Here is a 23,272-nt window from a genome sequence, read left to right as displayed (position 1 = left end):
CTTTCGCCCGTTATGCACAGAAGGTTGGCTTTAAACGTCTTGCTCGCCCTCCGTCGCAACACATAAAGTGAAGTGCACGCACCGGCAATCGGCAGCACACTAAAGCGGTAAAGAACACGCAAACGGGGGTCCTCATTGGGCCGCAAATTATTTACCGATGACCTGGATATGGAGATCCTTCGGCTTATGCGAAGCGGCCTCCCGGACAAAGCCATTGCTCAGCATCTCGCCCTCGGCCACAGGACTGTCCAACGCCGCGTGAACAGGCTGATGGAAGAGCTGGAGGCACGTGGGCGATTCGCACTGGGCCTGCGCGTCAGCGAGATCGGACTGCTGGACGAATCCGTATGACCGAAGACCACATAGCCAAAGAGGGATCCATGAAGAAGAATTCAATGATCAAGGCCGCTGCCGTCACCGGAGCGGCGATGACCGCCGTGTTGATTCCACTGGGCGGAACGTCGTACGCGGCAGGTTGCAACAGCACGGGATGCGACAACAAGGGCCCTGTGTCCATGAACTGCGACGACCAGTACACATCTACGGTACGGACCGTGAACAACAACGAGCGGATCGCCGAGCTCAGATGGTCGAGCACCTGTGACGCCGCCTGGGTCCGCGTGCACAACACGTCGAGTAATCCGACCTACAACGCCTTCGGGTACATAGAGAAGTACAACTCGTCCGGGACACTTCTCAAGTCGCTTTCCGTCGCAGTGCCGGACTCCGGAAACGACTGGTCGAACATGCTGGGCGGCGCTTCGTACTACTACCGCGTGTGCATCAGTTTCCAGGGCAACGAGTACCCCCTGAAGTGCAGTACGAAGTTCTGAGTGACCTCGGGGCCGGCCGAGCGAAGGGTCCCGGGGATCATCAGCCTGCGGGTCCTCCGAAGATGCCGTTGCCGTTGCCTCGGGTGGTGTCCGTCTCCGTTTGTTTGAGCACTGCCAGCTGAACTTGCAGGACTCGCTAGCCGAGGGCGAGGGAAGGGTCTCGGTCTCGCTGGACGTCGGGCTCGGCGTCTCATTCGAGGGGATGTAATGAACAAGAGAATGAAAGCTGGGCTACTCGCGGCGGGCGCTGGAGTCTTCATGGTTATGGGGATATCTCCTGCAAGTGCCGCAACCTACACTGCAGCCTGCCACGCCACTGGCGTGAACGGAAGCCTCTACTCCACCGGGTGGGATTACGGCGAAGAGAAGATCCCCTACATCAGCCTCGTAGTGAGTGACTCAGCCGCAGACGGACACCATGTAGCTATCCGCCTCGTAACGTACGGCTTCGCACCGGATGATGTCGTTTACTGGCCATGGCACCACTACTACGGCGGAAACGGTGGCACAGGCTCCTGGGAAACTTCGGCCACTACAGGACGAGACCTTGTCGGGTTCGCAATTCAGGCTGCGACGTTCGAAGGCAGCACACGGCTGAACTATTGCGAAGACAGCGCCTCGTAACACCCAAGCAATAGTAGCCTCTCGCGAGGTTCGTAATCCGAACAGGCCCCGGCGCTGAACCGGGGCCTGTTCTTTCTTATGTCAGATTCGCTTGGACGACCGTGGTGCTCGACTAATCAACCCGTTGAGCCTCCGAAGATGCCTCCGTTTTGATTTCCTCTGCTGTTGCTGTCCGTCGCCGTGGCGGTCGGTGAGGAGGTCACGCCTCCGTCCGCACCGCCGGTGTCTGTGCCTCCGGTGTCAGTGCTGCACTGCCAGCTGAACTTGCAGGACTCGCTGACCGACGGCGAGGGAAGGACCTCGGTCTCGCTGGGCGTCGGGCTCGGCGTCGCGCTCGGCGTCTCACTCGGCGTCGCGGTGACGGACGGCGTGGGAGACGGCGCACCCTCCTCGTCCTGGATCTCACCGATCTTCTCGGCTTCCGGGAACCCGGTGTCGCTGGCGTTCTTGAGTGCGGCCTTCATGTACTCGGTCCAGATGGACGTCGGGATGTCACCACCGTGGATGGACTCCACACCCGCCGTGCCGTTCATGGAGAGCAGCTTGTTGGTCTTGGGGTCTTCTCGGAACATCGCGACCGACGTCGACAACTGCTGGGTGTAGCCGACGAACCAGGCGGACTTGTTGCTGTCGGTAGTACCGGTCTTGCCGGCAGCCCTACGGCCCAGGGCCAGCGCGTTCTTACCCGTACCGTTCTTGATGACGTTCTCGAGGGTGTCCGTGACGTTGTTCGCCACGTTCTCGGGCATCGCCAGGGTGACCTTCGGCTTGCTGAAACCGGGTACCGGCTCACCGTTCTTCTTGACCTGCGTCACCGAGTACGGGTCCGCGTGCTTCCCGGACGCGGCGAAGGTGGCGTAGGCGTCGGCCATGCGGATGGCACTGGGGGTCGACGTACCGAGAGCGAAGGAAGGGTTCAAGTCGGGGGCGAAACTGTCCTTGAGAATGCCGGACTTCTCGGCCACGTTCGCGACGTTGTCCATCCCCACGTCCACGCCGAGCTGCACGAACGGCGTGTTGATCGACTGTTCCATCGCCTTGCGCAAGGTGACGTATCCCCAGGGATAGTCGCTCTCGTTCTCCTGGTAGAAGATCGAGTTGTCCTTGCGCAGGTAGTAGGTGCCGTCGGGCTTCCTGACCTTGAGATGGTCGTTGCCGTTGTACTTGCTCAGGGGCGAGACACCCTCCCCCTCACTCTTGTACGTCCCGTACTCCATCGCCGCGGCCAGCACGAACGGCTTCCACGTGGAACCGACGGGCACACCCGAGGAGTCCGCGTTGTTGTTGAAGTGGCCGTTCTCGTACCCCGCACCGCCGTACAGCGCGACGATCGCACCGTCATTGGGCCTCACCGACGCGGCGCCGAACTGGACGTGCTTGTCCAACTCCCGCTTCTTCGGGTCGATGCGCGCGTCCTCGATCTTCTTGACGGCCTTGGCCAGATCGTTGACCTTGTCCTTCTCGAAGGTCGTGTAGATCTGGTAGCCACCCTTGTCGAGGTCTGCCCGCGAGATGTCCGAGTGGGCCAGCACGTACTTCTTGGCCGTGTCGACGAGGTAGCTGATCTGGCCGGTCATGCCCTTGGTCGCCTTGAGGCCCTGGGGCGTGGGGTACTCCTTGATGGCGCCCTGATACTCGGCGTCCGTGATGCGCTTGTCGTCGTGCATCTGCTCGAGAATCCAGCTCCAGCGCTCCTTGGAACGCTCGAGGTTCTTCGCCTTGGTCGCCGACGGATCGATGCCCGTGTTGTCGATAGGGTCGTAGTACGTCGGCCCCTTGAGCAGCGCGGCCAGGAAGGCGCACTGGGACACCGAGAGATCCTCGGCGTTCTTGCCGTAGTACGTCTGCGCGGCGGCCTGGATGCCGTAGGCACCACGGCCGTAGTACGAGGTGTTCAGGTAACCCTGGAGGATCTCGTCCTTCGTGAGCTTCGTCCCCACCTTTATGGAGATGAACATCTCCTTGAACTTCCGGGAGACGGTCTGTTCCTGGCTGAGGTAGGTGTTCTTCACATACTGCTGGGTGATGGTCGAACCGCCCTGCGTGTCGCCGCCTCGAGCCATGTTGGCCAGAGCCCGGGCGATACCCATGGGGTCCACGCCCTTGTCCTGGTAGAAGCTCTTGTTCTCCGCGGAGATCACGGCCCACCGCATGGCCTTGGGGATCTTGGAGATGTCGACGTTCTGCCGGTTCGCGCCGCTGCCTGTCGCCACCATCTGGCTGCCGTCGGCCCAGTAGAAGACGTTGTTCTCGGACTTGGCGGCAGCGTTCTCGCTGGGGATGCCAACCATGGCGTACCCGATGCCGGCGATGGCGACCAGGCTGCCGAAGAAGGCGAGGCTCAGTCCGGAGACGAGGCGCCAGGAAGGAACCCAGCGCTGCCAGCCGTACTTGCCGGCGCGTGGGTAGTCGATGAACCGGTTCTTGGTGGAGGTGGCGGCTCGGCCGCGTCCAGGGCCGGTGGAGCCGCGACGCGCGCCGCGGGCCGTGGGCTCGGGCGCTCTGCGTCGGCTGCCCCCACCTCTCTGCGCCGCGCGGCGGGCCTCGGCGCGGCCGCCGTACGACCGCTCCTCCGCACCCGACTCGTGGGAACCCGACCCGTACGCGTCGGAAGGAGATCCGGTGGCGCCACGCGGTGCCGCACGGCGGCCGGAGGACGAGCCGGACTGGCCGCGTCGGGCCGCGGCACGTCCGCCTCCCTGCGGCTGCGGCGGTTTGCGACGGTGCTCGCTCATCGAACGACTACTCCTAGGGCAGGCGCACCTTTGCGCGCCTGGAAACGGCGGCTGCTGGTTTCCGGTCCCCCCGAAGTACGGATGTGGTCGCTTTCGCATTCACCCGTACTGCACCGAGGACGACGACGCCCCCATGCGTCACTCGGTTCCCGGTGGTGTGCATGCCGCACAGACTACGCACCGTCAAAACCCGCCTAGCCCCGAAGTTCACCCCAAATCAGGCAACTTGCCTCCAACGAATCGGTGATGTGATCCCGTTCACCGTTCCCGCACTTGTCGCATCCGGAAGGCCGTTCTATCGTCGTGATGTATCGAGTCGATACATCAGAGCGGCATAAGCGAGCGGAAGACCGAGAGGAGGCGACCATGAGCCGGCGTTCCGGGATCCTGGAGTTCGCCGTACTCGGTCTCCTGCGCGAGTCCCCGATGCACGGCTACGAGCTGCGCAAACGACTCAATACGTCACTGGGCGTGTTCCGTGCGTTCAGTTACGGCACGCTCTACCCCTGCCTCAAGACGCTGGTCGCCAACGGCTGGTTGATCGAGGAGTCGGGGCACGCTCCCGAGGACGCCCTCGCCGCATCACTCGCGGGGCGCCGCGCCAAGATCGTCTATCGGTTGACGGCGGAAGGTAAGGAGCACTTCGAGGAGCTGCTCTCCCAGACCGGCCCCGACGCGTACGAGGACGAGCACTTCGCCGCGCGTTTCGCCTTCTTCGGGCAGACGTCGCGCGATGTGCGCGTGCGGGTGCTGGAAGGCCGGCGCAGCCGGCTGGAGGAGCGCTTGGACAAGATGCGCGTCTCGTTCGCGCGCACCCGGGAGCGCCTCGACGACTACACGCTTGAGCTCCAGCGCCACGGAATGGAGTCCGTGGAGCGCGAAGTGCGCTGGCTGAACGAGCTCATCGAGAGCGAGCGGGCCGGACGGGACCTTCGTGGTTCCACCGGGGGGCCCGCTCAGTCCTCTCAGCAGAACAACACCACTGGAGCGACGGGCAACCTGCCACGGCCCGGGGACACCCCCCGGACCGATCTGCCCGACGACACCGCCACGTGAGCGCCCAGTCAGGGCCTCACTCGTACACACAGGGAGCAACCGGAATGGGTTCGGTTCGCGTAGCCATCGTCGGTGTGGGCAACTGCGCCGCGTCGCTGGTTCAGGGAGTCGAGTACTACAAGGACGCCGACCCGGCGTCCAAGGTCCCCGGACTGATGCACGTCCAGTTCGGCGACTACCACGTCGGAGACGTCGAGTTCGTCGCCGCCTTCGACGTCGACGCGAAGAAGGTCGGCCTCGACCTCTCGGACGCCATCGGTGCCAGCGAGAACAACACCATCAAGATCTGCGACGTCCCGAACAAGGGCGTCACGGTCCAGCGCGGTCACACGCTCGACGGTCTCGGCAAGTACTACCGCATGACCATCGAGGAGTCCGCCGAGGAGCCGGTCGACGTCGTCCAGGTCCTCAAGGACAAGCAGGTCGACGTTCTCGTCTGCTACCTGCCGGTCGGTTCCGAGGACGCGGCGAAGTTCTACGCCCAGTGCGCCATCGACGCCAAGGTCGCCTTCGTCAACGCCCTTCCGGTCTTCATCGCCGGCACCAAGGAGTGGGCCGACAAGTTCACCGAGGCCGGTGTCCCGATCGTCGGTGACGACATCAAGTCGCAGGTCGGCGCGACCATCACGCACCGCGTGATGGCGAAGCTGTTCGAGGACCGCGGTGTCCGCCTCGAGCGCACGATGCAGCTCAACGTCGGCGGCAACATGGACTTCAAGAACATGCTGGAGCGCGACCGCCTCGAGTCCAAGAAGATCTCGAAGACGCAGGCCGTCACCTCGCAGATCCCCGACCGCGAGCTGGGCGAGAAGAACGTCCACATCGGTCCCTCGGACTACGTGGCCTGGCTCGACGACCGCAAGTGGGCCTACGTCCGCCTCGAGGGCCGTGCCTTCGGCGACGTCCCGCTGAACCTGGAGTACAAGCTCGAGGTCTGGGACTCCCCGAACTCCGCGGGTGTCATCATCGACGCCCTGCGCGCCGCGAAGATCGCCAAGGACCGCGGCATCGGCGGCCCGATCCTGTCGGCGTCCTCGTACTTCATGAAGTCCCCGCCGGTCCAGTACTTCGACGACGAGGCCTTCGCGAACGTCGAGAAGTTCATCAAGGGCGAGGTCGAGCGCTAAAGCTCACCCCCGCTCAAAAACGCTCCTGCCAGGGCTGTGTCGAGGGTCCCCGGGTTTGTACCGCCCGGGGACCCTTCCCTTGTGTGAGGCTGTGCCCCATGGCCGTCGTACGTGACCTGCGCGTCCTGCTCCGCTTCCAGGGTTTCAGACGCCTTCTCGCCGTACGCCTGCTCTCCCAGGGCGCCGACGGCGTCTTCCAGATCGCGCTCGCCGCGTACGTCGTCTTCTCCCCGGAGAAACAGACCTCGGCCGCCGCCATCGCCTCCGCCATGGCCGTCCTGCTGCTCCCCTACTCCCTGGTGGGCCCCTTCGCCGGCGTCCTGCTGGACCGCTGGCGCCGCCGCCAGGTCTTCCTCTACGGCAACCTGGTGCGTGCGGCGATGGCTTCGGCGACGGCCGTCCTGATGGTCAGCGACGCGCCCGACTGGCTCTTCTACGTCTCCGCGCTGTCCGTCACCGCCGTCAACCGCTTCGTGCTGTCGGGCCTGTCCGCCGCTCTGCCGCGCGTGGTCGACACCGAGCGCCTCGTCATCGCCAACTCCCTCTCCCCGACCGCCGGCACGCTCGCGGCGACCGCGGGCGGCGGCCTCGCCTTCGTCGTACGCCTGGTCGTGGCCGACTCCGACGCGGCCGTCGTGCTCCTGGGGGCGGCCCTGTACCTGTGTGCGGCGCTGGCAGCGCTGCGCATCTCGAAGGAACTGCTCGGCCCCGACCGCGCGTTGGCGCACCCCGGCCTCGCAGCAGCCTTCACCAGCACCGCTCGCGACCTGGCGGCGGGCGTCCGCCACCTCGCCGGGAAACCCCGCCGGGAAGCCACCTGGGCGCTCTCCGCGATGACACTGATGCGCTTCTGCTACGGCGCCCTGTTGGTGATGCTCCTGATGCTGTGCCGCTACGAGTTCTCCTCGACGACCGACGACGGACTCGCCCTGCTGGGGCTGGCGTTGGGCATCTCGGGCGCGGGCTTCTTCGTGGCGGCTGTGGTGACACCGTGGGCAGCAGGGCGTCTCGGCCCCGGCCGCTGGATCGTCGTATGCGCGGCAGCCGCCGCAATCCTGGAACCTGCTCTGGGCCTCCCCTTCGCCGTCACGCCGATGCTCGTGGCGTCGTTCGTCCTGGGACTGATCACCCAGGGCGCGAAGATCGCGACGGACACCCTCGTGCAGTCCTCGGTCGACGACGGCTTCCGTGGCCGGATCTTCTCCGTCTACGACGTCCTGTTCAACATCGCCTTCGTCGGCGCCGCCGCTGTCGCCGCCCTGATGCTGCCGCCGGACGGGCGCTCTGTGGTGTTGGTGGTCACAGTGGCCGTTATCTACGGGGCAGTTGCTGTAGCTATGACCCGCTTTGGACGCCAGTAAGTGTCACATCAATGACACAGAGTCCCCCTGGGGTACAGGGGTGTCAGTGGGGCCCGGTAACTTACGTGCGTCTTACTCGCGCCTAGTTGCGCATCACTCACCCATGTTCTAGGGGGACCCCCAAGTGTCTACTCCGCCGCCCCAGGGCCAGAACCCGTTCGCCCAGGGCCAGCAGCCCTACGGCCAGCCGCAGGCCCAGGCCCCGTACCCGCCCCAGGACGGCAACCCCTACGCGCAGGGCCAGCAGCCGGGCTTCCCGCAGCAGCAGGGTGGCGTCCCCTACGCGCCGGTCCCGCCGGCGCAGCCGAAGCGCAAGCTGAGCTTCAAGACGATCAAGAACATCGTCATCGTCGTGGTCGTCGCCGCTTTCGCTATCGGCGGCTGGATCGCCAGCCGCGACGACGCCAACACTGCGGCGGTCGGCGACTGCATGCACCGCGGCAGCACTGACGACAACAACCCGGACCTTGAGGTCGTCGACTGTGGCTCTTCGAAGGCCCAGTTCACGGTGCTGGCCAAGATCGAAGGCACGTTCAGCGGCTCCCTTGCCGAGACCAAGTGCGCGGCCGAGGCCAAGGACTTCCAGTACGTCTACACCGAGTCCGGCGACGGCACCGACTTCCTGCTCTGCCTGAAGGACAAGTAGTAGGTCCTGCGGTATCGCAGACACATCGAGGGGCGACGTTTCACGTGAAACGTCGCCCCTCGATGCTCTCCGGGGTCATGTTTCACGTGAAACATGACCCCGTTTCACAGCCTCAGCCCTGCTCGGCCCACCACTCCTTGAGTGCTGCGGCCGCAGCCTCCTCGCCCATAGGCCCGTTCTCCAGCCGCAGCTCCAGCAGGTGCTTGTACGCACGGCCAACCGCTGGGCCCGGGCCGACGTCGAGGATCTTCATGATCTGGTTGCCGTCCAGGTCCGGGCGGATGGCGTCCAGTTCTTCCTGCTCCTGGAGTTGGGCGATGCGCTCCTCCAGGCCGTCGTAGGCACGAGAGAGCGCCGTCGCCTTGCGCTTGTTGCGGGTCGTGCAGTCCGAGCGCGTCAACTTGTGGAGGCGGTCGAGGAGCGGGCCGGCGTCACGGACGTAGCGGCGGACCGCGGAGTCCGTCCACTCGCCCGTGCCGTAGCCGTGGAAGCGCAGGTGGAGTTCGACCAGGCGAGAGACGTCCTTCACCAGGTCGTTGGAGTACTTCAACGCCGTCATGCGCTTCTTGGTCATCTTCGCGCCGACCACCTCGTGGTGGTGGAACGAGACACGGCCGTCCTTCTCGAAGCGCCGCGTGCGCGGCTTGCCGATGTCGTGGAGGAGAGCGGAGAGGCGGAGGACCAGGTCGGGGCCGTCCTCCTCCAGTGCCATCGCCTGCTCCAGGACGATCAGTGTGTGGTCGTAGACGTCCTTGTGGCGGTGGTGTTCGTCGCGTTCCAGACGCAGCGCCGGCAGCTCGGGCAGGACGTGGTCCGCGAGGCCCGTGTCGACCAGCAGGGTCAGGCCCTTGCGCGGGTGCGCGGACAGGATCAGCTTGTTCAGCTCGTCCCGGACGCGCTCGGCCGAGACGATGTCGATACGCCCGGACATCTCCTTCATGGCCGCAACCACCTCGGGGGCCACCTCGAAGTCGAGCTGGGCGGCGAAGCGCGCGGCACGCATCATCCGCAGCGGGTCGTCCGAGAAGGAGGCCTCGGGAGTGCCGGGAGTGCGCAGCACCCGCTCCGCGAGATCCTCCAAACCGCCGTGCGGGTCGATGAACTCCTTCTCCGGCAGCGCCACCGCCATCGCGTTCACCGTGAAGTCACGCCGGACGAGGTCTTCCTCGATGGAGTCGCCGTACGACACCTCCGGCTTGCGCGAAGTCCGGTCGTACGCCTCCGACCGGTACGTCGTCACCTCGATCTGGTAGCCGTCCTTCTGCGCACCCACTGTGCCGAAGGCGATCCCGACCTCCCACACGGCGTCCGCCCACGGGCGCACGATCTTCAGCACGTCCTGAGGGCGGGCATCGGTCGTGAAGTCCAGGTCGTTGCCGAGCCGGCCGAGCAGCGCGTCCCGCACCGAGCCGCCGACCAGGGCGAGAGAGAACCCGGCCTCCTGGAAACGGCGGGCGAGGTCGTCGGCGACAGGAGCGACCCGCAGCAGTTCGGTGACCGCGCGGTGCTGCACCTGATTCAGGGCGCTGGGCTTGTCTTCGTTGGCGTTCGGCACAACAGAAAAGGGTACGTGGCCCCGGCGACCGAGAGCGCCTCCATTAAATCTGCACAGACCCGTACGCCGGGTCGCAGGCAAGGACCACCTGGAGGACGTACGGATTCGCTCCCCTTTATACGCACACATACAGGACGGCCCGGCCCCGCTTCCCGATCTTGTGGAGCAGACCGCGGCACTTCCCCTCAGCGCGCATCGTTACCATGCGTGGACGCACATTGCGACGACCACTGACGACCACTGACGACGAGGGACGGGCGAGCGCGTGGCCGAGGCGGCAGACTTCCAGGGGATGAGTCCCTCACCTGCCCGCCGGTGGCTCCGGCGCACGGGAGCACTGCTCGCCGGCGCGCCTCTGCTGGCCGGACTGCTCCAGCTGCCTGCCGCCGCGCCCGCCAGCGCCGCGTCCGGCTCCAGCACCGTGTCCGTGGACATCAACACGCTCACGCCCAGCGTCCCCACGGACGGCGACACGGTGACCGTGTCCGGCACCGTGACCAACGAGAGCAAGCAGACGGTCACGGATGCCCAGGTGGATCTGCGCGTCGGCCCCGAGCTCAGCACCCGCTCGGATGTCGACAGCGTCGCGCAGCGCACCGACTTCCAGCCGGGTCTCGACGGGACGATCGTCGGCGGCAAGTACGTCAAGAAGTTCGCCAAGCTGGCACCCGGCGTCGCCCAGAGCTTCAGCATCGCCGTCCCGGTCGACGAGCTGGACCTCGGCTCGGACGGCGTCTACCAGCTCGGTGTCTCCCTGACCGGTCAGACCTCCGCACAGCAGTGGCAGCAGGTCCTCGGCATCCAGCGGACATATCTGCCCTGGCAGCCCGAAGGCGCCGACACCAAGACGAAGACGACGGTCCTGTGGCCGCTGATCTCCACCGCCCACATGACGGCCGAGACGGGGTCGAACGCGGAGCAGACGCCGGTCTTCCTCAACGACGACCTGGCCAAGGAGATCTCGCCGGGGGGCCGGCTGGAGCAGATGCTGTCGCTGGGCAAGGGCCTGGACGTCACCTGGGTGATCGACCCGGACCTGCTCGCCTCCGTCGACGCGATGGCAGGCGCCTATCGCGTCGAGTCGGGCACCGGCACGGTGGCGGGTACGCACCAGGAGGTCGCCAAGCAGTGGCTGGCCGATCTTCAGGACGCGGTGACCGACAAGGAGGTCGTCGCCCTTCCGTTCGCCGACCCGGACCTCGCCTCCCTCGCCCACAACGGCACGACCGTCACCGGCTCCCTGAGCCACCTCAAGGAAGCCACCGACGCCGCGGCCACCACGGTGCAGACGGTGCTCCACGTGACGCCCGACACGGACTTCGCCTGGCCCGTGAACGGCGCCGTCGACCCGTCGATCGTCCAGGTCGCCACCTCCGCGGGCGCCGACAAGGTGATCGCGCGCAGTGACAGTCTCGAAGAGACCGCCGGGCTGCCGTACACGCCCTCCGCTGCCCGCCCCATCGGCGGCGGCACCACCGCGGTGGTCGCGGACGCCCGGCTGTCCAGGGCGTTCGAGGGCGACCTGACCTCGGCCTCCGCGTCCACTCTCGCCGTGCAGAAGTTCCTTGCCTCGAGCCTGGCGCTGAACCAGCAGGTGGACAAGCAGCGAAGCATCGTCGTCGCCCCGCAGCGCACGCCGACGGCGAGCCAGGCGCAGACGATGGCGGCGGCAGTGGCCGCCCTTCAGGGCGGGGACTGGACGCAGACCCAGACCCTGGCGTCGGCGGCGGCCGCCAAGCCGGACGCGAGCGCCACCACCAAGGTCCCGCCGGCCTCCGCCTACCCCGCCAAGCTGCGCAAGCAGGAGCTGTCGAAGCCGGCCTTCGAGCAGATCGCGGCCGTGCAGGACAAGCTCGACAAGTTCAAGGTGATCCTCACCAAGCAGTCCCGCGTGGTGACCCCCTTCGGGCGGGCCATGAACCGTGAGATGTCGACGTCGTGGCGCGGCCGCCCCGCCGAGGCGCAGAGCTACCGGGACGGTGTGAGGAACTACCTCGACAGGCTGACCAGCCAGGTCAAGCTGATCGACAAGTCCGAGACCAAGCTCTCCGGGCGCAGCGCCACGATCCCCGTGACCGTGCAGAACAACCTGGTGCAGGGCGTCGACCACCTCATCCTGCGTCTCACCTCCACGAACCCGACCCGTCTGAAGATCGACGACGGCGACTACGAGGAGCAGCCGGTCACGGTCAACGGGGGCCACAGCCAGACCGTGAAGTTCACCACCTCGGCCCAGGCCAACGGCCAGGCGACGGTGGTCGCCCAGCTCTTCACCGAGGACGGCCAGGCGTACGGCGATCCCGTCCGGTTCGACGTGAAGGTCACCGAGTTCACGGCCACCGTGATGCTGGTCATCGGCGGCGGTTTCCTCCTTCTCGTCCTCGCCGGTTTCCGCATGTACAAGCGGCGCAAGCAGGCCGCCGAGCGCGAGGCGGCGGAAGGCGAATCCGACGGCCCCGATGACGCCGGGGAGTCGGCGGACGGTCCGGAGAACCCCGAAGGGCCCGAAGACCGTCTCTCTGAGGAGTCCGGCACCCGGCCCGGGGCAGGCGACCCGCAGCAGCCGAGTGACCCGACACCGGACACCGCAGCGGAAAGCACCGACCCTTCCGGCACGGGTGAGAGAGTGGACCGTTGAGGATGTCGTGGCCGGTGGGCCCGGGACGATGAGGTGGGGTAACCATGAACGCGCCGTACGACGGTGACCGCGGCCAGGCCGCGGGCAGCTCGGGTCACCCCGAGGGCCCGCCGCCCGAGCACGGCCAGGTACCGCCGCAGCCACCCGCGGACATGTACCTCCAGGACGCCTACGCCCAGGACCCCTACCGGGCCCAGGACATCTCTGCCCAGGACCCGGTCGCCGAGGCGCTCTACGACCGCGCCGCGCACCCCCCGCCGCCTCCGGGCACGTACCAGCCGCAGCAGCCGCTGTACGCCCAGCCTCCGCAGTCCCCGTACGCCCCCGACCCGCATGTGTGGGCCCAGACCCCGGCGCCCGAGCCGGACGGCGCGACCCAGTACCTGCCGTACGGCGACGATCCGCGCACCACGCAGTACGTGGGCGTCGACGACCTCGTCACGCACTCCGCCGAGGAGCGCCACGAGCCGGACGCGTTCGCCCACCTCTTCCGGGACCAGCAGCAGGGCGGCGGCCAGGAGCCGTACCAGCCCGCGTCGGTGCCGGCTCCGTCTCCGGCCCCGCCGGGCGCCGAGCCCCCCGTGCCGCCGTCCGCGGACAGGACCATGAACCTGGGCACGGCACCCGTACCGCCTCCGGCATCGCCGGCTCCGGCGGCTGCCGCGGCTTCGGCGAAAAAGGGCGGGAAGGCCGGGGGCCTCCTGAAGTCCAGTGCGGTGATGGCGGCGGGGACGCTGGTGTCGCGGCTGACCGGGTTCGTGCGCTCCGCCATGATCGTCTCCGCTCTGGGTCTCGGCCTCCTCGGCGACTCCTTCCAGGTCGCCTACCAACTGCCGACGATGATCTACATCCTGACCGTCGGTGGCGGTCTCAACTCCGTTTTCGTGCCGCAACTCGTGCGGGCCATGAAGGACGACGAGGACGGCGGCGAGGCCTACGCGAACCGCCTGCTGACCCTGGTGATGGTCGCGTTGGCCGCACTCACGGCCCTGGCGATGTTCGCGGCACCTCTCCTCGTCCGCGCGCTGTCCGCGAAGGTCGCCAATGACCCGGCCGCCAACGAGGTGGCCATCACCTTCACCCGTTACTTCCTGCCCTCGATCTTCTTCATGGGCGTCCACGTGGTGATGGGCCAGATCCTCAACGCCCGCGGCCGCTTCGGCGCGATGATGTGGACCCCGGTCCTGAACAACATCGTCATCATCGTGACGCTCGGCATGTTCCTGTGGGTCTACGGCACCTCGGAGCACTCCGGGATGAGGGTCACGAGCATCCCGCCGGAGGGCCAGCGGCTCCTCGGTGTCGGTGTGCTGCTCGGCCTGGTCGTCCAGTCCCTGGCGATGATCCCTTACCTGCGCGAGACCGGCTTCCGCCTGCGACTCCGCTTCGACTGGAAGGGCCACGGCCTCGGCAAGGCCGCGATGCTCGCCAAGTGGACGATCCTGTTCGTCCTCGCCAACCAGGCGGGCGCGCTTGTGGTCACCCAGCTGTCCACCGCCGCCGGCTTCGACTCTGGTGTCGAGGGCACCGGTTTCGCCGCCTATGCGAACGCCCAGCTGATCTGGGGCCTGCCGCAGGCCATCATCACGGTCTCCCTGATGGCAGCCCTGCTGCCGCGCATCTCCCGCTCAGCCGCGGAGGAGGACAGCGGAGCCGTGCGCGACGACATCTCGCAAGGCCTGCGCACCACGGCTGTCGCGATCGTTCCCATCGCCTTCGGGTTCGTCGCCCTGGGCATCCCGATGTGCACCCTGATCTTCGGCTCCTCGGGTGCCGACCAGGCCACGAACATGGGCTACATGCTGATGGCCTTCGGCCTCGGCCTGATCCCGTTCTCCGTGCAGTACGTCGTCCTTCGCGCGTTCTACGCATACGAGGACACCAGGACTCCCTTCTACAACACGGTCATCGTGGCGGCCGTCAACGCCGCCGCCTCGGCCGTCTGCTACTTCGTCATCCCGGCGCGCTGGGCGGTCGTCGGCATGGCGGCCTCGTACGGCCTCGCCTACGCCGTCGGCGTCGGTGTCGCCTGGAGTCGCCTGCGCAAGAAGCTGGGCGGTGACCTGGACGGCGCCCGCGTCATGCGGACGTACGCCCGGCTCTGCATTGCCTCCGTACCGGCCGCGATCCTCAGCGGCGCGGCCTGCTACGGCATCGCGCAAACCCTCGGCCAAGGCGTCATCGGCTCGTTCGCCGCTCTGATCGTCGGCGGAGCGGTCCTGCTCGGGATCTTCTTCGTGGCGGCCCGCAAGATGCGTATCGAGGAGCTGAACTCCCTGGTCGGCATGGTGCGCGGACGGCTGGGGCGCTGATAAGGGGGTACGCGCACAACCATCGCCCGCCACCGTGTGTCGTGCATAGCGGCGGACTGTGGGCACAATTGGTTTCGGCGTCGGACGGCGCGCACGGATGTCGGTCGGCGCGCAATGAATGGGGAGGCAGGAACGACGGTGGCGGAACGGAGCACGGCTGCCGTCGACGTGGCAGACAACAGCGGCGACGAGCCGCTGACCGCACAGGCGGACCAGGCCACGGCCGACGGGGTGGCCACTAACCGGGAGCGGGACACGGACATCGACGAGGCACAGGGGAGTGGCGGGACCGAGGGTCCCGGGAAGGCCTCACCGCCCGAGCTGCACAGCGGCCACAAGCTCGCCAGACGCTACCGGCTCGAGGAGTGCGTCACCCGGCTGGACGGGTTCAGCAGCTGGCGTGCGGTCGACGAGAAGCTCCGTCGCGCCGTCGGTGTGCACATCCTGCCCGCGGACCACGCGCGCGCTCGCTCCGTGCTGGCCGCGGCCCGTTCGTCCGCGCTGCTCGGCGACCCGCGCTTCGTCCAGGTCCTGGACGCCGTCGAGGAGAACGACCTCGTCTACGTCGTCCACGAGTGGCTGCCCGACGCCACAGAGCTGACCACCCTCCTGGCCCCCGGTCCGCTGGAGCCGCACGACGCCTACCAGATGGTCAGTCAGGTCGCCTCCGCCATGGCCGCCGCCCACCGCGAAGGGCTCGCGCATCTGCGCCTGAACCCGAACGCGGTCCTGCGAACCTCCAGCGGCCAGTGGCGCATCCGCGGCCTCGCCGTGAACGCCGCGCTGCGCGGCATCACGTCCGACACTCCGCAGCGCACGGACACCGAGGCCATCGGCGCCCTGCTGTACGCGGGCCTGACCCAGCGCTGGCCGTACGAGGACGACGCCTACGGTCTGTCCGGCCTGCCCAAGGACATCGGGCTCATCGCACCCGACCAGGTGCGTGCGGGCGTGCACCGCGGCCTGTCCGAACTGTCGATGCGCGCGCTCGTCAACGACGGAGCCACCGCGTCCCGCCACGAATCCGCGTGCACCACACCGGAGGAGCTGGTGAAGGCGATCGGCGAGATGCCCCGCATCCGCCCGCCGGAGCCGGCGTTCACCGCACCGCCCGAGTACCAACGCACGACGTACCAGCAGGGCACGTACGGCCGGCCGGCGCCGCACCCGGGCGTCACCCAGCCGCTGGCGCCCCCTCCGCCACCGCTGCAGAGCCGGACTGGCAAGGTGCTCAAGTGGGCCGTGTCGGCACTGCTCATCGCCGCGCTGGGCCTCGGCAGCTGGCAACTCGCGGATGCCCTCATGGAACAGAACAACAAGTCCGACGAGACCAACAAGACCCAGACGACGGACGACAACGACAAGAGCGGCGACAAGACCAAGCCGGCCAAGCCGCTCAGCATCGCCGGCGCCCAGGAGTACGTGGCCGAAGGTGAAGCTCAACACCCCGGCGATGTAGGCCTGACGTACGACAGCAGCACATCGACGGGATGGCGGACCAACAGCTACAAGGACGGCCCGAAGATAGTGATCAAGCCCGGTGTCGGGATCATCTACGACCTCGGCTCCGCTCAGGAGGTGTCGGCGGCGACGCTCGCACTCCGGTACGGCGGCGATCACACCACCGTCGAGCTGTACGCGGCCGACTCACCCAGGTCGTCCACACCGCTGAGCTCGATGAAGAAGCTGGGCACGGTGACCACGAGTGACACCTCGGCGAAGGTGTCGGTCGACAAGCCGGTGAAGAGCCGTTACGTACTGGTCTGGCTGACCGCGATGCCCTATTCCGGGAACGACTCCGCCAACTACAGCAACGCCGGCTACAAGCAGGCCATCACCGATGTGAAGTTCACCGGCTGACAACTCACCGCATCCCAGGGGAGGGGGTCCGATGGCAGATGGCACCGCATACGGCGACGCAAGCGATCAGGACCTCCTCGCCGCGCACGTGGACGGCGACCCCGACGCGTTCGGCGAACTCGTAAGACGTCACCGTGATCGGCTCTGGGCCGTCGCCCTTCGCACGCTCGGAGACCGCGAGGAAGCCGCTGACGCCGTTCAGGACGCCCTGGTCTCCGCCTACCGCGCCGCACACACCTTCCGCGGCCAGTCGGCGGTCACGACGTGGCTGCACCGCATCACGGTGAACGCCTGCCTCGACCGCGCCCGCAAGGCCGCCTCCCGCAAGACCTCACCGGTCGACGACACGGAGCGCCTGGAACAACTCCTGGAGCCGCACGAATCGGCCTCGGCGCCGGCGGAGCGCAACGATCTGCACCGCCAGCTGCTGGAAGCCCTCGGCACGCTGCCGCACGACCAGCGGGCCGCTCTCGTCCTGGTGGACATGCAGGGCTATCCCGTCGCCGAGGCCGCCCGCATGCTCGACGTGCCGACCGGCACCGTGAAGAGCCGGTGCGCCCGCGGCCGCGCCAGACTCCTCCCCCTCCTCACGCATCTGCGACCGGAAAAGACCGGTGACAGCAGAGAACCGGGCGAGGGACGGAACCGGATGCACGGGACATCCGTCCCACCGGCAGCGGGATCCCCTGACCCGGGTCCCCATGAGACAGGTCCAGGCGATTCAGCTGCTGTGAAGGGCGGAGGTGGGCGAGCGTGACATCCACGACAGACACGACCGGGCACCCGGACGTCGCGGAGCTCTCCGAGCTCACCGAGGGCCTGCTCACGCCGACCCGCAGCGCGGACGTACGACGACACCTCGACGAGTGCGAGCTCTGTGCCGACGTGCACGCCTCGCTGGAGGAGATCCGGGGCCTGCTCGGCTCACTGCCGGGTCCGCCGCGCATGCCCGACGATGTCGCAGTCCGTATCGACGCCGCTCTCGCTGCTGAGGCTCTGCTCAGCGCGACGGCTCCCGAGCCCGCCGATGTTCCCGGCTCGGATCACGCCGCCGATCTTGTGACGACCCACGCACTCGCCGGTACGCATGTTTCACGTGAAACATCGGCGTCGGCGGACCGTCCCGCCGGCCGCGCCCGTACCTCCAGCACCGGCCCCGGCCGTAAGGGGCGTGCCCGTGGTGGGCGACGCAGGATTGCCGTGCTGGGCACCGTATTCACGGTCGCCGCTCTCGGACTCGGTTCTGTGCTGGTGTCGTCCTTCAACGACGGCAAGCCGTCCGACCCGACCGCGCAGGCCGACGCCTTCTCCGGCAAGAAGGTCGAGACTCAGGTCTCCGAGCTTCTGGCCCAGGGTTCCGGTAAGGTCGCCCGGTCTCCCCAGAGTTTCGGGGCCAACAACGTGCCCGAGAACCACATCAAGAACCAGCCCGTGCCACAGGTTCCTTCTTGCGTACTGAAAGGCATCGGTCGCGACGATGACACGGCACTGGCCGCCAAGGAAGGCACCTACGACGGTGACCCGGCGTACCTCGTGTTGATGCTCAACGCGAAGGACACCAGCCGTGTCGATGCCTACGTGGTCGACGCCGCCTGTGAGAAGGACCCGTCCTCCTCCGCGAAGGTTCTGCTGACGCATTCCTACGCGCGTTCCTCGCACTGACGCTTCGTCTCTCTCCGCCGTGGTATCCCGTACGGTGGCGCCTCTCCGTGTGCCCGGACACACCGGGAATGCGCGCCCCGTAGGATCCGTTGGGTGGGGTGAGAGTTCTGAGAGGGGCTCCCACCGGTCGTACTGACGCAGTCCAGAGACGAGGAATCAAGCCGTGAGCGACGTCCGTAACGTGATCATCATCGGCTCCGGGCCCGCCGGCTACACGGCGGCGCTCTACACCGCGCGCGCGTCGCTGAAGCCGCTGGTGTTCGAGGGCGCCGTCACCGCGGGTGGTGCGCTGATGAACACCACCGAGGTGGAGAACTTCCCGGGCTTTCAGGACGGCATCATGGGCCCCGAGCTCATGGACAACATGCGCGGCCAGGCGGAGCGCTTCGGCGCCGAGCTCGTCCCGGACGACATCGTCAGCGTCGACCTCACGGGTGAGATCAAGACTGTCACGGACACGGCGGGCACGGTCCACAAGGCGAAGGCCGTCATCGTCGCCACCGGCTCGCAGCACCGCAAGCTCGGCCTGCCGAACGAGGACGCGCTCTCCGGCCGCGGTGTCTCGTGGTGTGCCACCTGTGACGGCTTCTTCTTCAAGGACCAGGACATCGCCGTGATCGGTGGCGGTGACACCGCGATGGAGGAGGCCACCTTCCTCTCGCGCTTCGCCAAGTCCGTGACGATCGTCCACCGTCGTGACACCCTGCGTGCCTCCAAGGCCATGCAGGAGCGTGCCTTCGCCGACCCGAAGATCAAGTTCGTGTGGGACAGCGAGGTCGCCGAGATCCAGGGTGACCCGAAGCTGGCCGGCCTGAAGCTGCGGAACCTCAAGACCGGTGAGCTGTCGGACCTGCCGGTGACCGGCCTGTTCATCGCGATCGGCCACGACCCGCGCACCGAGCTCTTCAAGGGCCAGCTCGACCTCGACGAGGAGGGCTACCTGAAGGTCGCCGCGCCCTCCACGCGGACGAACGTCACCGGTGTCTTCGCCGCCGGCGACGTGGTCGACCACACCTACCGCCAGGCGATCACCGCGGCCGGCACCGGCTGCTCCTCCGCCCTCGATGCAGAGCGCTACCTCGCCGCCCTCGCGGACGAGGAGCAGGCCGAGCCCGAGAAGACCTCTGTCTGATCCCCTCCCACCCACCACCCCACGCAACAAGAGTTAAGGAGCCCGCCGTGGCCGGCACCCTGAAGAACGTGACCGACGACTCCTTCGAGCAGGACGTCCTCAAGAGCGACAAGCCCGTCCTGGTGGACTTCTGGGCTGCCTGGTGCGGCCCGTGCCGCCAGATCGCTCCGTCCCTTGAGGCGATCGCCGCCGAGTACGGCGACAAGATCGAGATCGTGAAGCTCAACATCGACGAGAACCCGGGTACGGCCGCCAAGTACGGCGTCATGTCCATCCCGACCCTGAACGTCTACCAGGGTGGCGAGGTCGCCAAGACCATCGTCGGTGCGAAGCCGAAGGCCGCCATCGTGCGCGACCTCGAGGACTTCATCGCCGAGTGACGCACTGAGCCATCGAGTCGATGGCAGATGTTTCACGTGAAACACGAATGGGCCGACCCGAGAGGGTCGGCCCATTGTCGTCAGAGGAGCGGGTGGTCAGAGGGGACGGAGAGCGGGTTCCTTCTGTACCGCGCCCAAGAGCCGGTCCAGCGCCATCTCCACGTCTTCCTTCCAGGAGAGCGTCGTACGCAGCTCCAGCCTCAATCGCGGGTGCACCGGGTGGGGACGGACCGTCTTGAAGCCCACCGCCAACAGATGATCGGCGGGCAGCAGACAGGCCGGTTCCTTCCAACGGGCGTCGCCGAAGGCCTCGATGGCCTTGAAGCCCCGTCGCAGCAGATCCTTGGCCACCGTCTGGACCATCACCCGGCCCAGCCCCTGTCCTTGGTAGCCCGGCATGATGAACGCCGTCATCAGCTGCACCGCGTCGGGTGAGACGGGGCTCGTGGGAAACGCCGTCGATCGCGGGACATAGGCCGGAGGCGCGTACAGCACGAAGCCCACCGGCACGTCATCGACATAGACGACCCGGCCGCACGATCCCCAGTCCAGCAGGACGGCGGAGATCCAGGCTTCCTTCTCCAGGGCTGCTGTGCCCCCTCTTACCGCGGCTTCGCCGCTGACGGGGTCCAACTCCCAGAAGACGCACGAGCGGCAGCGCTGGGGAATGTCCTGAAGGTTGTCCAGCGTGAGCGGTACGAGCCGACGCCCCATGAAGGCTGTTCCTCGCTTCCCTCGCCCGCAGCATCGCGGGCGGCTGTCAAAGCGCTCCGTTCCCGGAGCAGGCTGCCGACGAAGCCGCCGACCGCGCCCAGTCCCAGACCCGCGCTCACCAGTCCGCTGCGGCTCACCGTTCGCATGACACCTGCCTCCCCTGAGAGGTGCTGCCGGGTGGATGCGCCGTACCGATCGCATCGTATCCACGATGCGAGGGCATCGACACCGCATGAAAGCAAAGAGCGGGCCGTGTCCGGTCGCTGCCGAACCCAGCCCGCTCTGCCGTTGAACACGGCCCGCTCTCCTGGCCGACGGACACTCTCGCCCCATCGGCCGGAGGCTCAGTCCTCCGTGTCCTCGGAGTCGCCGTCCAGAAGGCTCTTCTGAAGGACCGGCCCCTCGCCCGGGGCGAGTGTGCCGAGGATGCGCTCGAGGTCCTCCATGGAGGCGAACTCGACCGTGATCTTGCCCTTCTTCTGACCCAGGTCGACCTTCACCCGCGTCTCGAAACGGTCCGAGAGCCGGCCCGCCAGGTCGCTCAGTGCCGGGGAGACGCGGGTGCCGGCCCGCGGCCCCTTGGCGCGCTGAGCCGTCTGCGGACGCGAGCCCATGAGGGTCACGATCTCCTCGACGGCACGCACCGAGAGTCCCTCGGCCACGATCCGGTGGGCGAGGCGATCCTGCTCCTCCGAGTCCTCGACGGAGAGCAGCGCCCGTGCGTGCCCGGCGGAGAGAACTCCGGCGGCCACCCGGCGCTGGACGGCCGGGGAAAGCTTCAGCAGACGCAGGGTGTTGGAGACCTGCGGGCGGGAACGGCCGATGCGGTCCGCCAGCTGGTCGTGCGTGCAGTTGAAGTCCTTCAGGAGCTGGTCGTAGGCGGCCGCCTCTTCCAGCGGGTTCAGCTGCGCCCGGTGCAGGTTCTCCAGAAGGGCGTCCAGGAGAAGCTTGTCGTCCTCCGTCGCCCGGACGATCGCGGGGATCGCCTCCAGGCCCGCCTCACGGCTGGCCCGCCAACGCCGCTCGCCCATGATGAGCTCGTAGCGGGCGGGGCCCACCTGCCGTACGACGACCGGCTGGAGGAGGCCGACCTCCCTGATGGAGGTGACCAGCTCCTGCAGGGCGTCCTCGTCGAAGACCTCACGCGGCTGGCGTGGGTTCGGCGTGATGGAGTCGAGGGGGAGCTCGGCGAAGTGGGCACCTACCGGAGACGCGAACGCCTCCACGGCACCGTTCAGCGACGGCTCCTCCGTTTCATGTGAAACAGGCGGCAACGTGGCCACCTTCGCCGCGGCCACCCCACGGTCGGTCGTCAACACCGGGACAGCTGCCGGGGACGCGGAACCCGCGCCACCCATCGCGGCCGGAGTCGGTGTCTTCTCCGTCGGGGCAGCGGGGATCAGTGCGCCGAGACCACGGCCCAAACCCCTCCGTCGCTCGCTCACTGAATGCCCTCCACCATGCTCGGGTTGCTCTGGGCGCCGATGTGGGCCTGGGTCGGGTCATAGCTGACGCCCACGCCCTTCAGCGCGATTTCACGTGCCGCCTCAAGATAGGAGAGGGCACCACTCGATCCTGGATCGTAAGTCAGCACCGTCTGCCCATAGCTCGGTGCCTCCGAAATACGGACCGAGCGGGGGATGCTCGTCCGCAGCACCTCGTCACCGAAGTGCGTGCGCACCTCTTCCGCGACCTGGGACGCGAGCCGCGTCCGGCCGTCGTACATGGTGAGCAGGATCGTCGAGACATGCAGGGCGGGGTTGAGGTGCCCCCGCACCAGATCGACGTTGCGCAGCAGCTGGCCCAGCCCCTCCAGCGCGTAATACTCGCACTGGATCGGGATGAGGACCTCGGCTCCCGCGACCAGAGCGTTGACCGTCAGCAGGCCGAGCGAAGGCGGGCAGTCGATGAGGATGTAGTCCAGGGGGTGCTCGTACGCCTGGATCGCCCGCTGGAGACGGCTCTCGCGCGCCACCAGCGACACCAACTCGATCTCCGCACCGGCGAGATCGATGGTGGCGGGCGCACAGAAAAGCCCCTCCACATCCGGGACCGGCTGAACGACCTCGGCCAGCGGCTTGCTGTCGATCAACACGTCATAGATGGACGGCACTTCGGCGTGGTGGTCGATCCCCAGGGCCGTGGACGCATTGCCCTGCGGGTCCAGATCGATCACCAGGACCCGGCCACCGTGCACAGCCAGCGAAGCGGCAAGGTTGACGGTTGTCGTCGTCTTGCCCACGCCGCCTTTCTGGTTGGCGACCACGATGACACGCGTCTGCTCAGGCCGCGGCAGGCCCTCGCCGGCGCGGCCTAGAGCCTCTACCGCCAGCTGGGCAGCGCGACCGATGGGAGTGTCGTCCATCGGGGGCGGTGTTTCACGTGAAACATCGTCCCCGATCGACTCGGTACGGGGACCGGGGACCGGATCGGTCATCGGTCCCGCGATGTTGGCGTCGGACCGCAAGGATTCACTCTCCTCGACTTCAGGCTCGCAATGAACAGAGCCTCCCATGTCTTCGGGGTCGTGAACCAGTGAGGCCTGGTGTTCTGTGGAGAAATCCACCTCTGTGGACAACTCCGTGCCCCTCAAAGGGGACGGAGTGTCATCTGAGCGGTCCTCCCCGAGAGAACCTA

The 23,272-nt window shown here is 67.3% G+C and carries 19 protein-coding genes; 14 read left to right on the top strand and 5 right to left on the bottom strand.

Going from position 1 to position 23,272, the window contains the following annotated elements; translation table 11 throughout:
* The first annotated feature begins 168 nt into the window (after positions 1-168).
* From ACFUO4_RS33650 to ACFUO4_RS33640, 3 genes are all read left to right on the top strand, one after another.
* Positions 169-351 (top strand): LuxR C-terminal-related transcriptional regulator, encoded by a 183-nt coding sequence (locus tag ACFUO4_RS33650; protein ID WP_383491930.1) that lies wholly within the window; start codon positions 169-171, stop codon positions 349-351.
* Positions 348-833, top strand: a complete 486-nt coding sequence (locus tag ACFUO4_RS33645) for a DUF2690 domain-containing protein (protein ID WP_383491928.1) — start codon at positions 348-350, stop codon at positions 831-833. The genes ACFUO4_RS33650 and ACFUO4_RS33645 overlap by 4 nt, the downstream gene beginning before the upstream one ends.
* Before the next feature lie 207 nt (positions 834-1,040).
* Entirely contained in the window at positions 1,041-1,457 is a 417-nt protein-coding gene (locus ACFUO4_RS33640; RefSeq protein WP_383491926.1) for a hypothetical protein, read from the top strand.
* A 116-nt stretch (positions 1,458-1,573) separates the two neighbouring features.
* Here ACFUO4_RS33640 and ACFUO4_RS33635 read toward each other — a convergent pair whose 3' ends face one another.
* Positions 1,574-4,192, bottom strand: a complete 2,619-nt coding sequence (locus ACFUO4_RS33635) for a transglycosylase domain-containing protein (RefSeq protein ID WP_383491924.1) — start codon at positions 4,190-4,192, stop codon at positions 1,574-1,576.
* Between the two features lie 366 nt (positions 4,193-4,558).
* Here ACFUO4_RS33635 and ACFUO4_RS33630 point away from each other — a divergent pair, with 366 nt between their 5' ends.
* The 4 genes from ACFUO4_RS33630 to ACFUO4_RS33615 all read left to right on the top strand — a co-directional run bounded on the left by ACFUO4_RS33630 (position 4,559) and on the right by ACFUO4_RS33615 (position 8,382).
* A complete protein-coding gene (locus ACFUO4_RS33630; RefSeq protein WP_383491922.1) occupies positions 4,559-5,248 on the top strand; it encodes a PadR family transcriptional regulator in 690 nt (229 codons plus the stop codon).
* A gap of 44 nt (positions 5,249-5,292) precedes the next feature.
* Positions 5,293-6,375: an inositol-3-phosphate synthase gene (locus ACFUO4_RS33625; RefSeq protein WP_079307530.1), complete on the top strand. Its 1,083-nt coding sequence runs from the start codon at positions 5,293-5,295 to the stop codon at positions 6,373-6,375.
* 98 nt (positions 6,376-6,473) lie between these two features.
* A complete protein-coding gene (locus tag ACFUO4_RS33620; RefSeq protein ID WP_383491920.1) occupies positions 6,474-7,736 on the top strand; it encodes an MFS transporter in 1,263 nt (420 codons plus the stop codon).
* Positions 7,737-7,860: 124 nt separating this feature from the next.
* Positions 7,861-8,382, top strand: a complete 522-nt coding sequence (locus ACFUO4_RS33615; RefSeq protein WP_383491918.1) for a hypothetical protein — start codon at positions 7,861-7,863, stop codon at positions 8,380-8,382.
* Positions 8,383-8,494: 112 nt separating this feature from the next.
* Here the strand turns inward: ACFUO4_RS33615 and ACFUO4_RS33610 are convergent, their stop codons facing one another.
* Positions 8,495-9,937, bottom strand: a complete 1,443-nt coding sequence (locus ACFUO4_RS33610) for a CCA tRNA nucleotidyltransferase (RefSeq protein WP_383491916.1) — start codon at positions 9,935-9,937, stop codon at positions 8,495-8,497.
* A gap of 265 nt (positions 9,938-10,202) precedes the next feature.
* Here ACFUO4_RS33610 and ACFUO4_RS33605 point away from each other — a divergent pair, with 265 nt between their 5' ends.
* The 7 genes from ACFUO4_RS33605 (at position 10,203) to trxA (ending at position 19,921) form a co-directional block, all read left to right on the top strand.
* Entirely contained in the window at positions 10,203-12,575 is a 2,373-nt protein-coding gene (locus ACFUO4_RS33605) for a DUF6049 family protein (protein ID WP_383491914.1), read from the top strand.
* A 44-nt stretch (positions 12,576-12,619) separates the two neighbouring features.
* Complete coding sequence (gene murJ, locus ACFUO4_RS33600; protein WP_383491912.1) at positions 12,620-14,887, top strand: murein biosynthesis integral membrane protein MurJ; 2,268 nt, start codon at positions 12,620-12,622, stop codon at positions 14,885-14,887.
* A gap of 138 nt (positions 14,888-15,025) precedes the next feature.
* Positions 15,026-16,747 carry a protein kinase family protein gene (locus tag ACFUO4_RS33595; protein ID WP_383491910.1) on the top strand — a complete coding sequence of 574 codons (1,722 nt, stop codon included), beginning with the start codon at positions 15,026-15,028 and terminating at the stop codon, positions 16,745-16,747.
* A 31-nt stretch (positions 16,748-16,778) separates the two neighbouring features.
* On the top strand, positions 16,779-17,504 hold the full coding sequence (gene sigM, locus ACFUO4_RS33590; RefSeq protein ID WP_079307541.1) for an RNA polymerase sigma factor SigM: 726 nt from the start codon (positions 16,779-16,781) through the stop codon (positions 17,502-17,504).
* Positions 17,501-18,409, top strand: coding sequence for an anti-sigma factor family protein (locus tag ACFUO4_RS33585; RefSeq protein WP_383491908.1), 909 nt, complete (start codon positions 17,501-17,503; stop codon positions 18,407-18,409). The genes sigM and ACFUO4_RS33585 overlap by 4 nt, the downstream gene beginning before the upstream one ends.
* Positions 18,410-18,572: 163 nt before the next feature.
* A complete protein-coding gene (gene trxB / locus ACFUO4_RS33580) occupies positions 18,573-19,541 on the top strand; it encodes a thioredoxin-disulfide reductase (protein WP_079307545.1) in 969 nt (322 codons plus the stop codon).
* A 47-nt stretch (positions 19,542-19,588) separates the two neighbouring features.
* Positions 19,589-19,921: a thioredoxin gene (gene trxA, locus ACFUO4_RS33575; protein ID WP_007383275.1), complete on the top strand. Its 333-nt coding sequence runs from the start codon at positions 19,589-19,591 to the stop codon at positions 19,919-19,921.
* Between the two features lie 96 nt (positions 19,922-20,017).
* On the opposite strand, the gene ACFUO4_RS33570 is transcribed toward trxA, so the two are convergent.
* From ACFUO4_RS33570 to ACFUO4_RS33560, 3 genes are all read right to left on the bottom strand, one after another.
* A complete protein-coding gene (locus tag ACFUO4_RS33570; protein ID WP_383491905.1) occupies positions 20,018-20,635 on the bottom strand; it encodes a GNAT family N-acetyltransferase in 618 nt (205 codons plus the stop codon).
* Between the two features lie 344 nt (positions 20,636-20,979).
* Complete coding sequence (locus tag ACFUO4_RS33565; protein WP_079307547.1) at positions 20,980-22,080, bottom strand: ParB/RepB/Spo0J family partition protein; 1,101 nt, start codon at positions 22,078-22,080, stop codon at positions 20,980-20,982.
* Complete coding sequence (locus tag ACFUO4_RS33560; protein WP_079083284.1) at positions 22,077-23,150, bottom strand: AAA family ATPase; 1,074 nt, start codon at positions 23,148-23,150, stop codon at positions 22,077-22,079. The genes ACFUO4_RS33565 and ACFUO4_RS33560 overlap by 4 nt, the downstream gene beginning before the upstream one ends.
* Between the last annotated feature and the right edge of the window lie 122 nt (positions 23,151-23,272).

Origin of the sequence: Streptomyces sp. NPDC057280 (assembly GCF_042668605.1) — a bacterium.
In the GTDB taxonomy this organism is placed as follows: domain Bacteria; phylum Actinomycetota; class Actinomycetes; order Streptomycetales; family Streptomycetaceae; genus Streptomyces.
Note: the sequence above shows the minus strand (reverse complement) of the source record. Positions and strands in the feature narration are given on the sequence as shown.

Coding starts and splice junctions, on each gene's coding strand:
- murJ (WP_383491912.1), top strand. CDS start 12,620: ATGAACGCGCCGTACGACGGTGACCGCGGCCAGGCCGCGGGCAGCTCG.
- ACFUO4_RS33630 (WP_383491922.1), top strand. CDS start 4,559: ATGAGCCGGCGTTCCGGGATCCTGGAGTTCGCCGTACTCGGTCTCCTG.
- ACFUO4_RS33570 (WP_383491905.1), bottom strand. CDS start 20,635: ATGGGGCGTCGGCTCGTACCGCTCACGCTGGACAACCTTCAGGACATT.
- ACFUO4_RS33650 (WP_383491930.1), top strand. CDS start 169: ATGGAGATCCTTCGGCTTATGCGAAGCGGCCTCCCGGACAAAGCCATT.
- sigM (WP_079307541.1), top strand. CDS start 16,779: ATGGCAGATGGCACCGCATACGGCGACGCAAGCGATCAGGACCTCCTC.
- ACFUO4_RS33640 (WP_383491926.1), top strand. CDS start 1,041: ATGAACAAGAGAATGAAAGCTGGGCTACTCGCGGCGGGCGCTGGAGTC.
- ACFUO4_RS33620 (WP_383491920.1), top strand. CDS start 6,474: ATGGCCGTCGTACGTGACCTGCGCGTCCTGCTCCGCTTCCAGGGTTTC.
- ACFUO4_RS33625 (WP_079307530.1), top strand. CDS start 5,293: ATGGGTTCGGTTCGCGTAGCCATCGTCGGTGTGGGCAACTGCGCCGCG.
- ACFUO4_RS33560 (WP_079083284.1), bottom strand. CDS start 23,150: ATGGGAGGCTCTGTTCATTGCGAGCCTGAAGTCGAGGAGAGTGAATCC.
- ACFUO4_RS33645 (WP_383491928.1), top strand. CDS start 348: ATGACCGAAGACCACATAGCCAAAGAGGGATCCATGAAGAAGAATTCA.
- ACFUO4_RS33635 (WP_383491924.1), bottom strand. CDS start 4,192: ATGAGCGAGCACCGTCGCAAACCGCCGCAGCCGCAGGGAGGCGGACGT.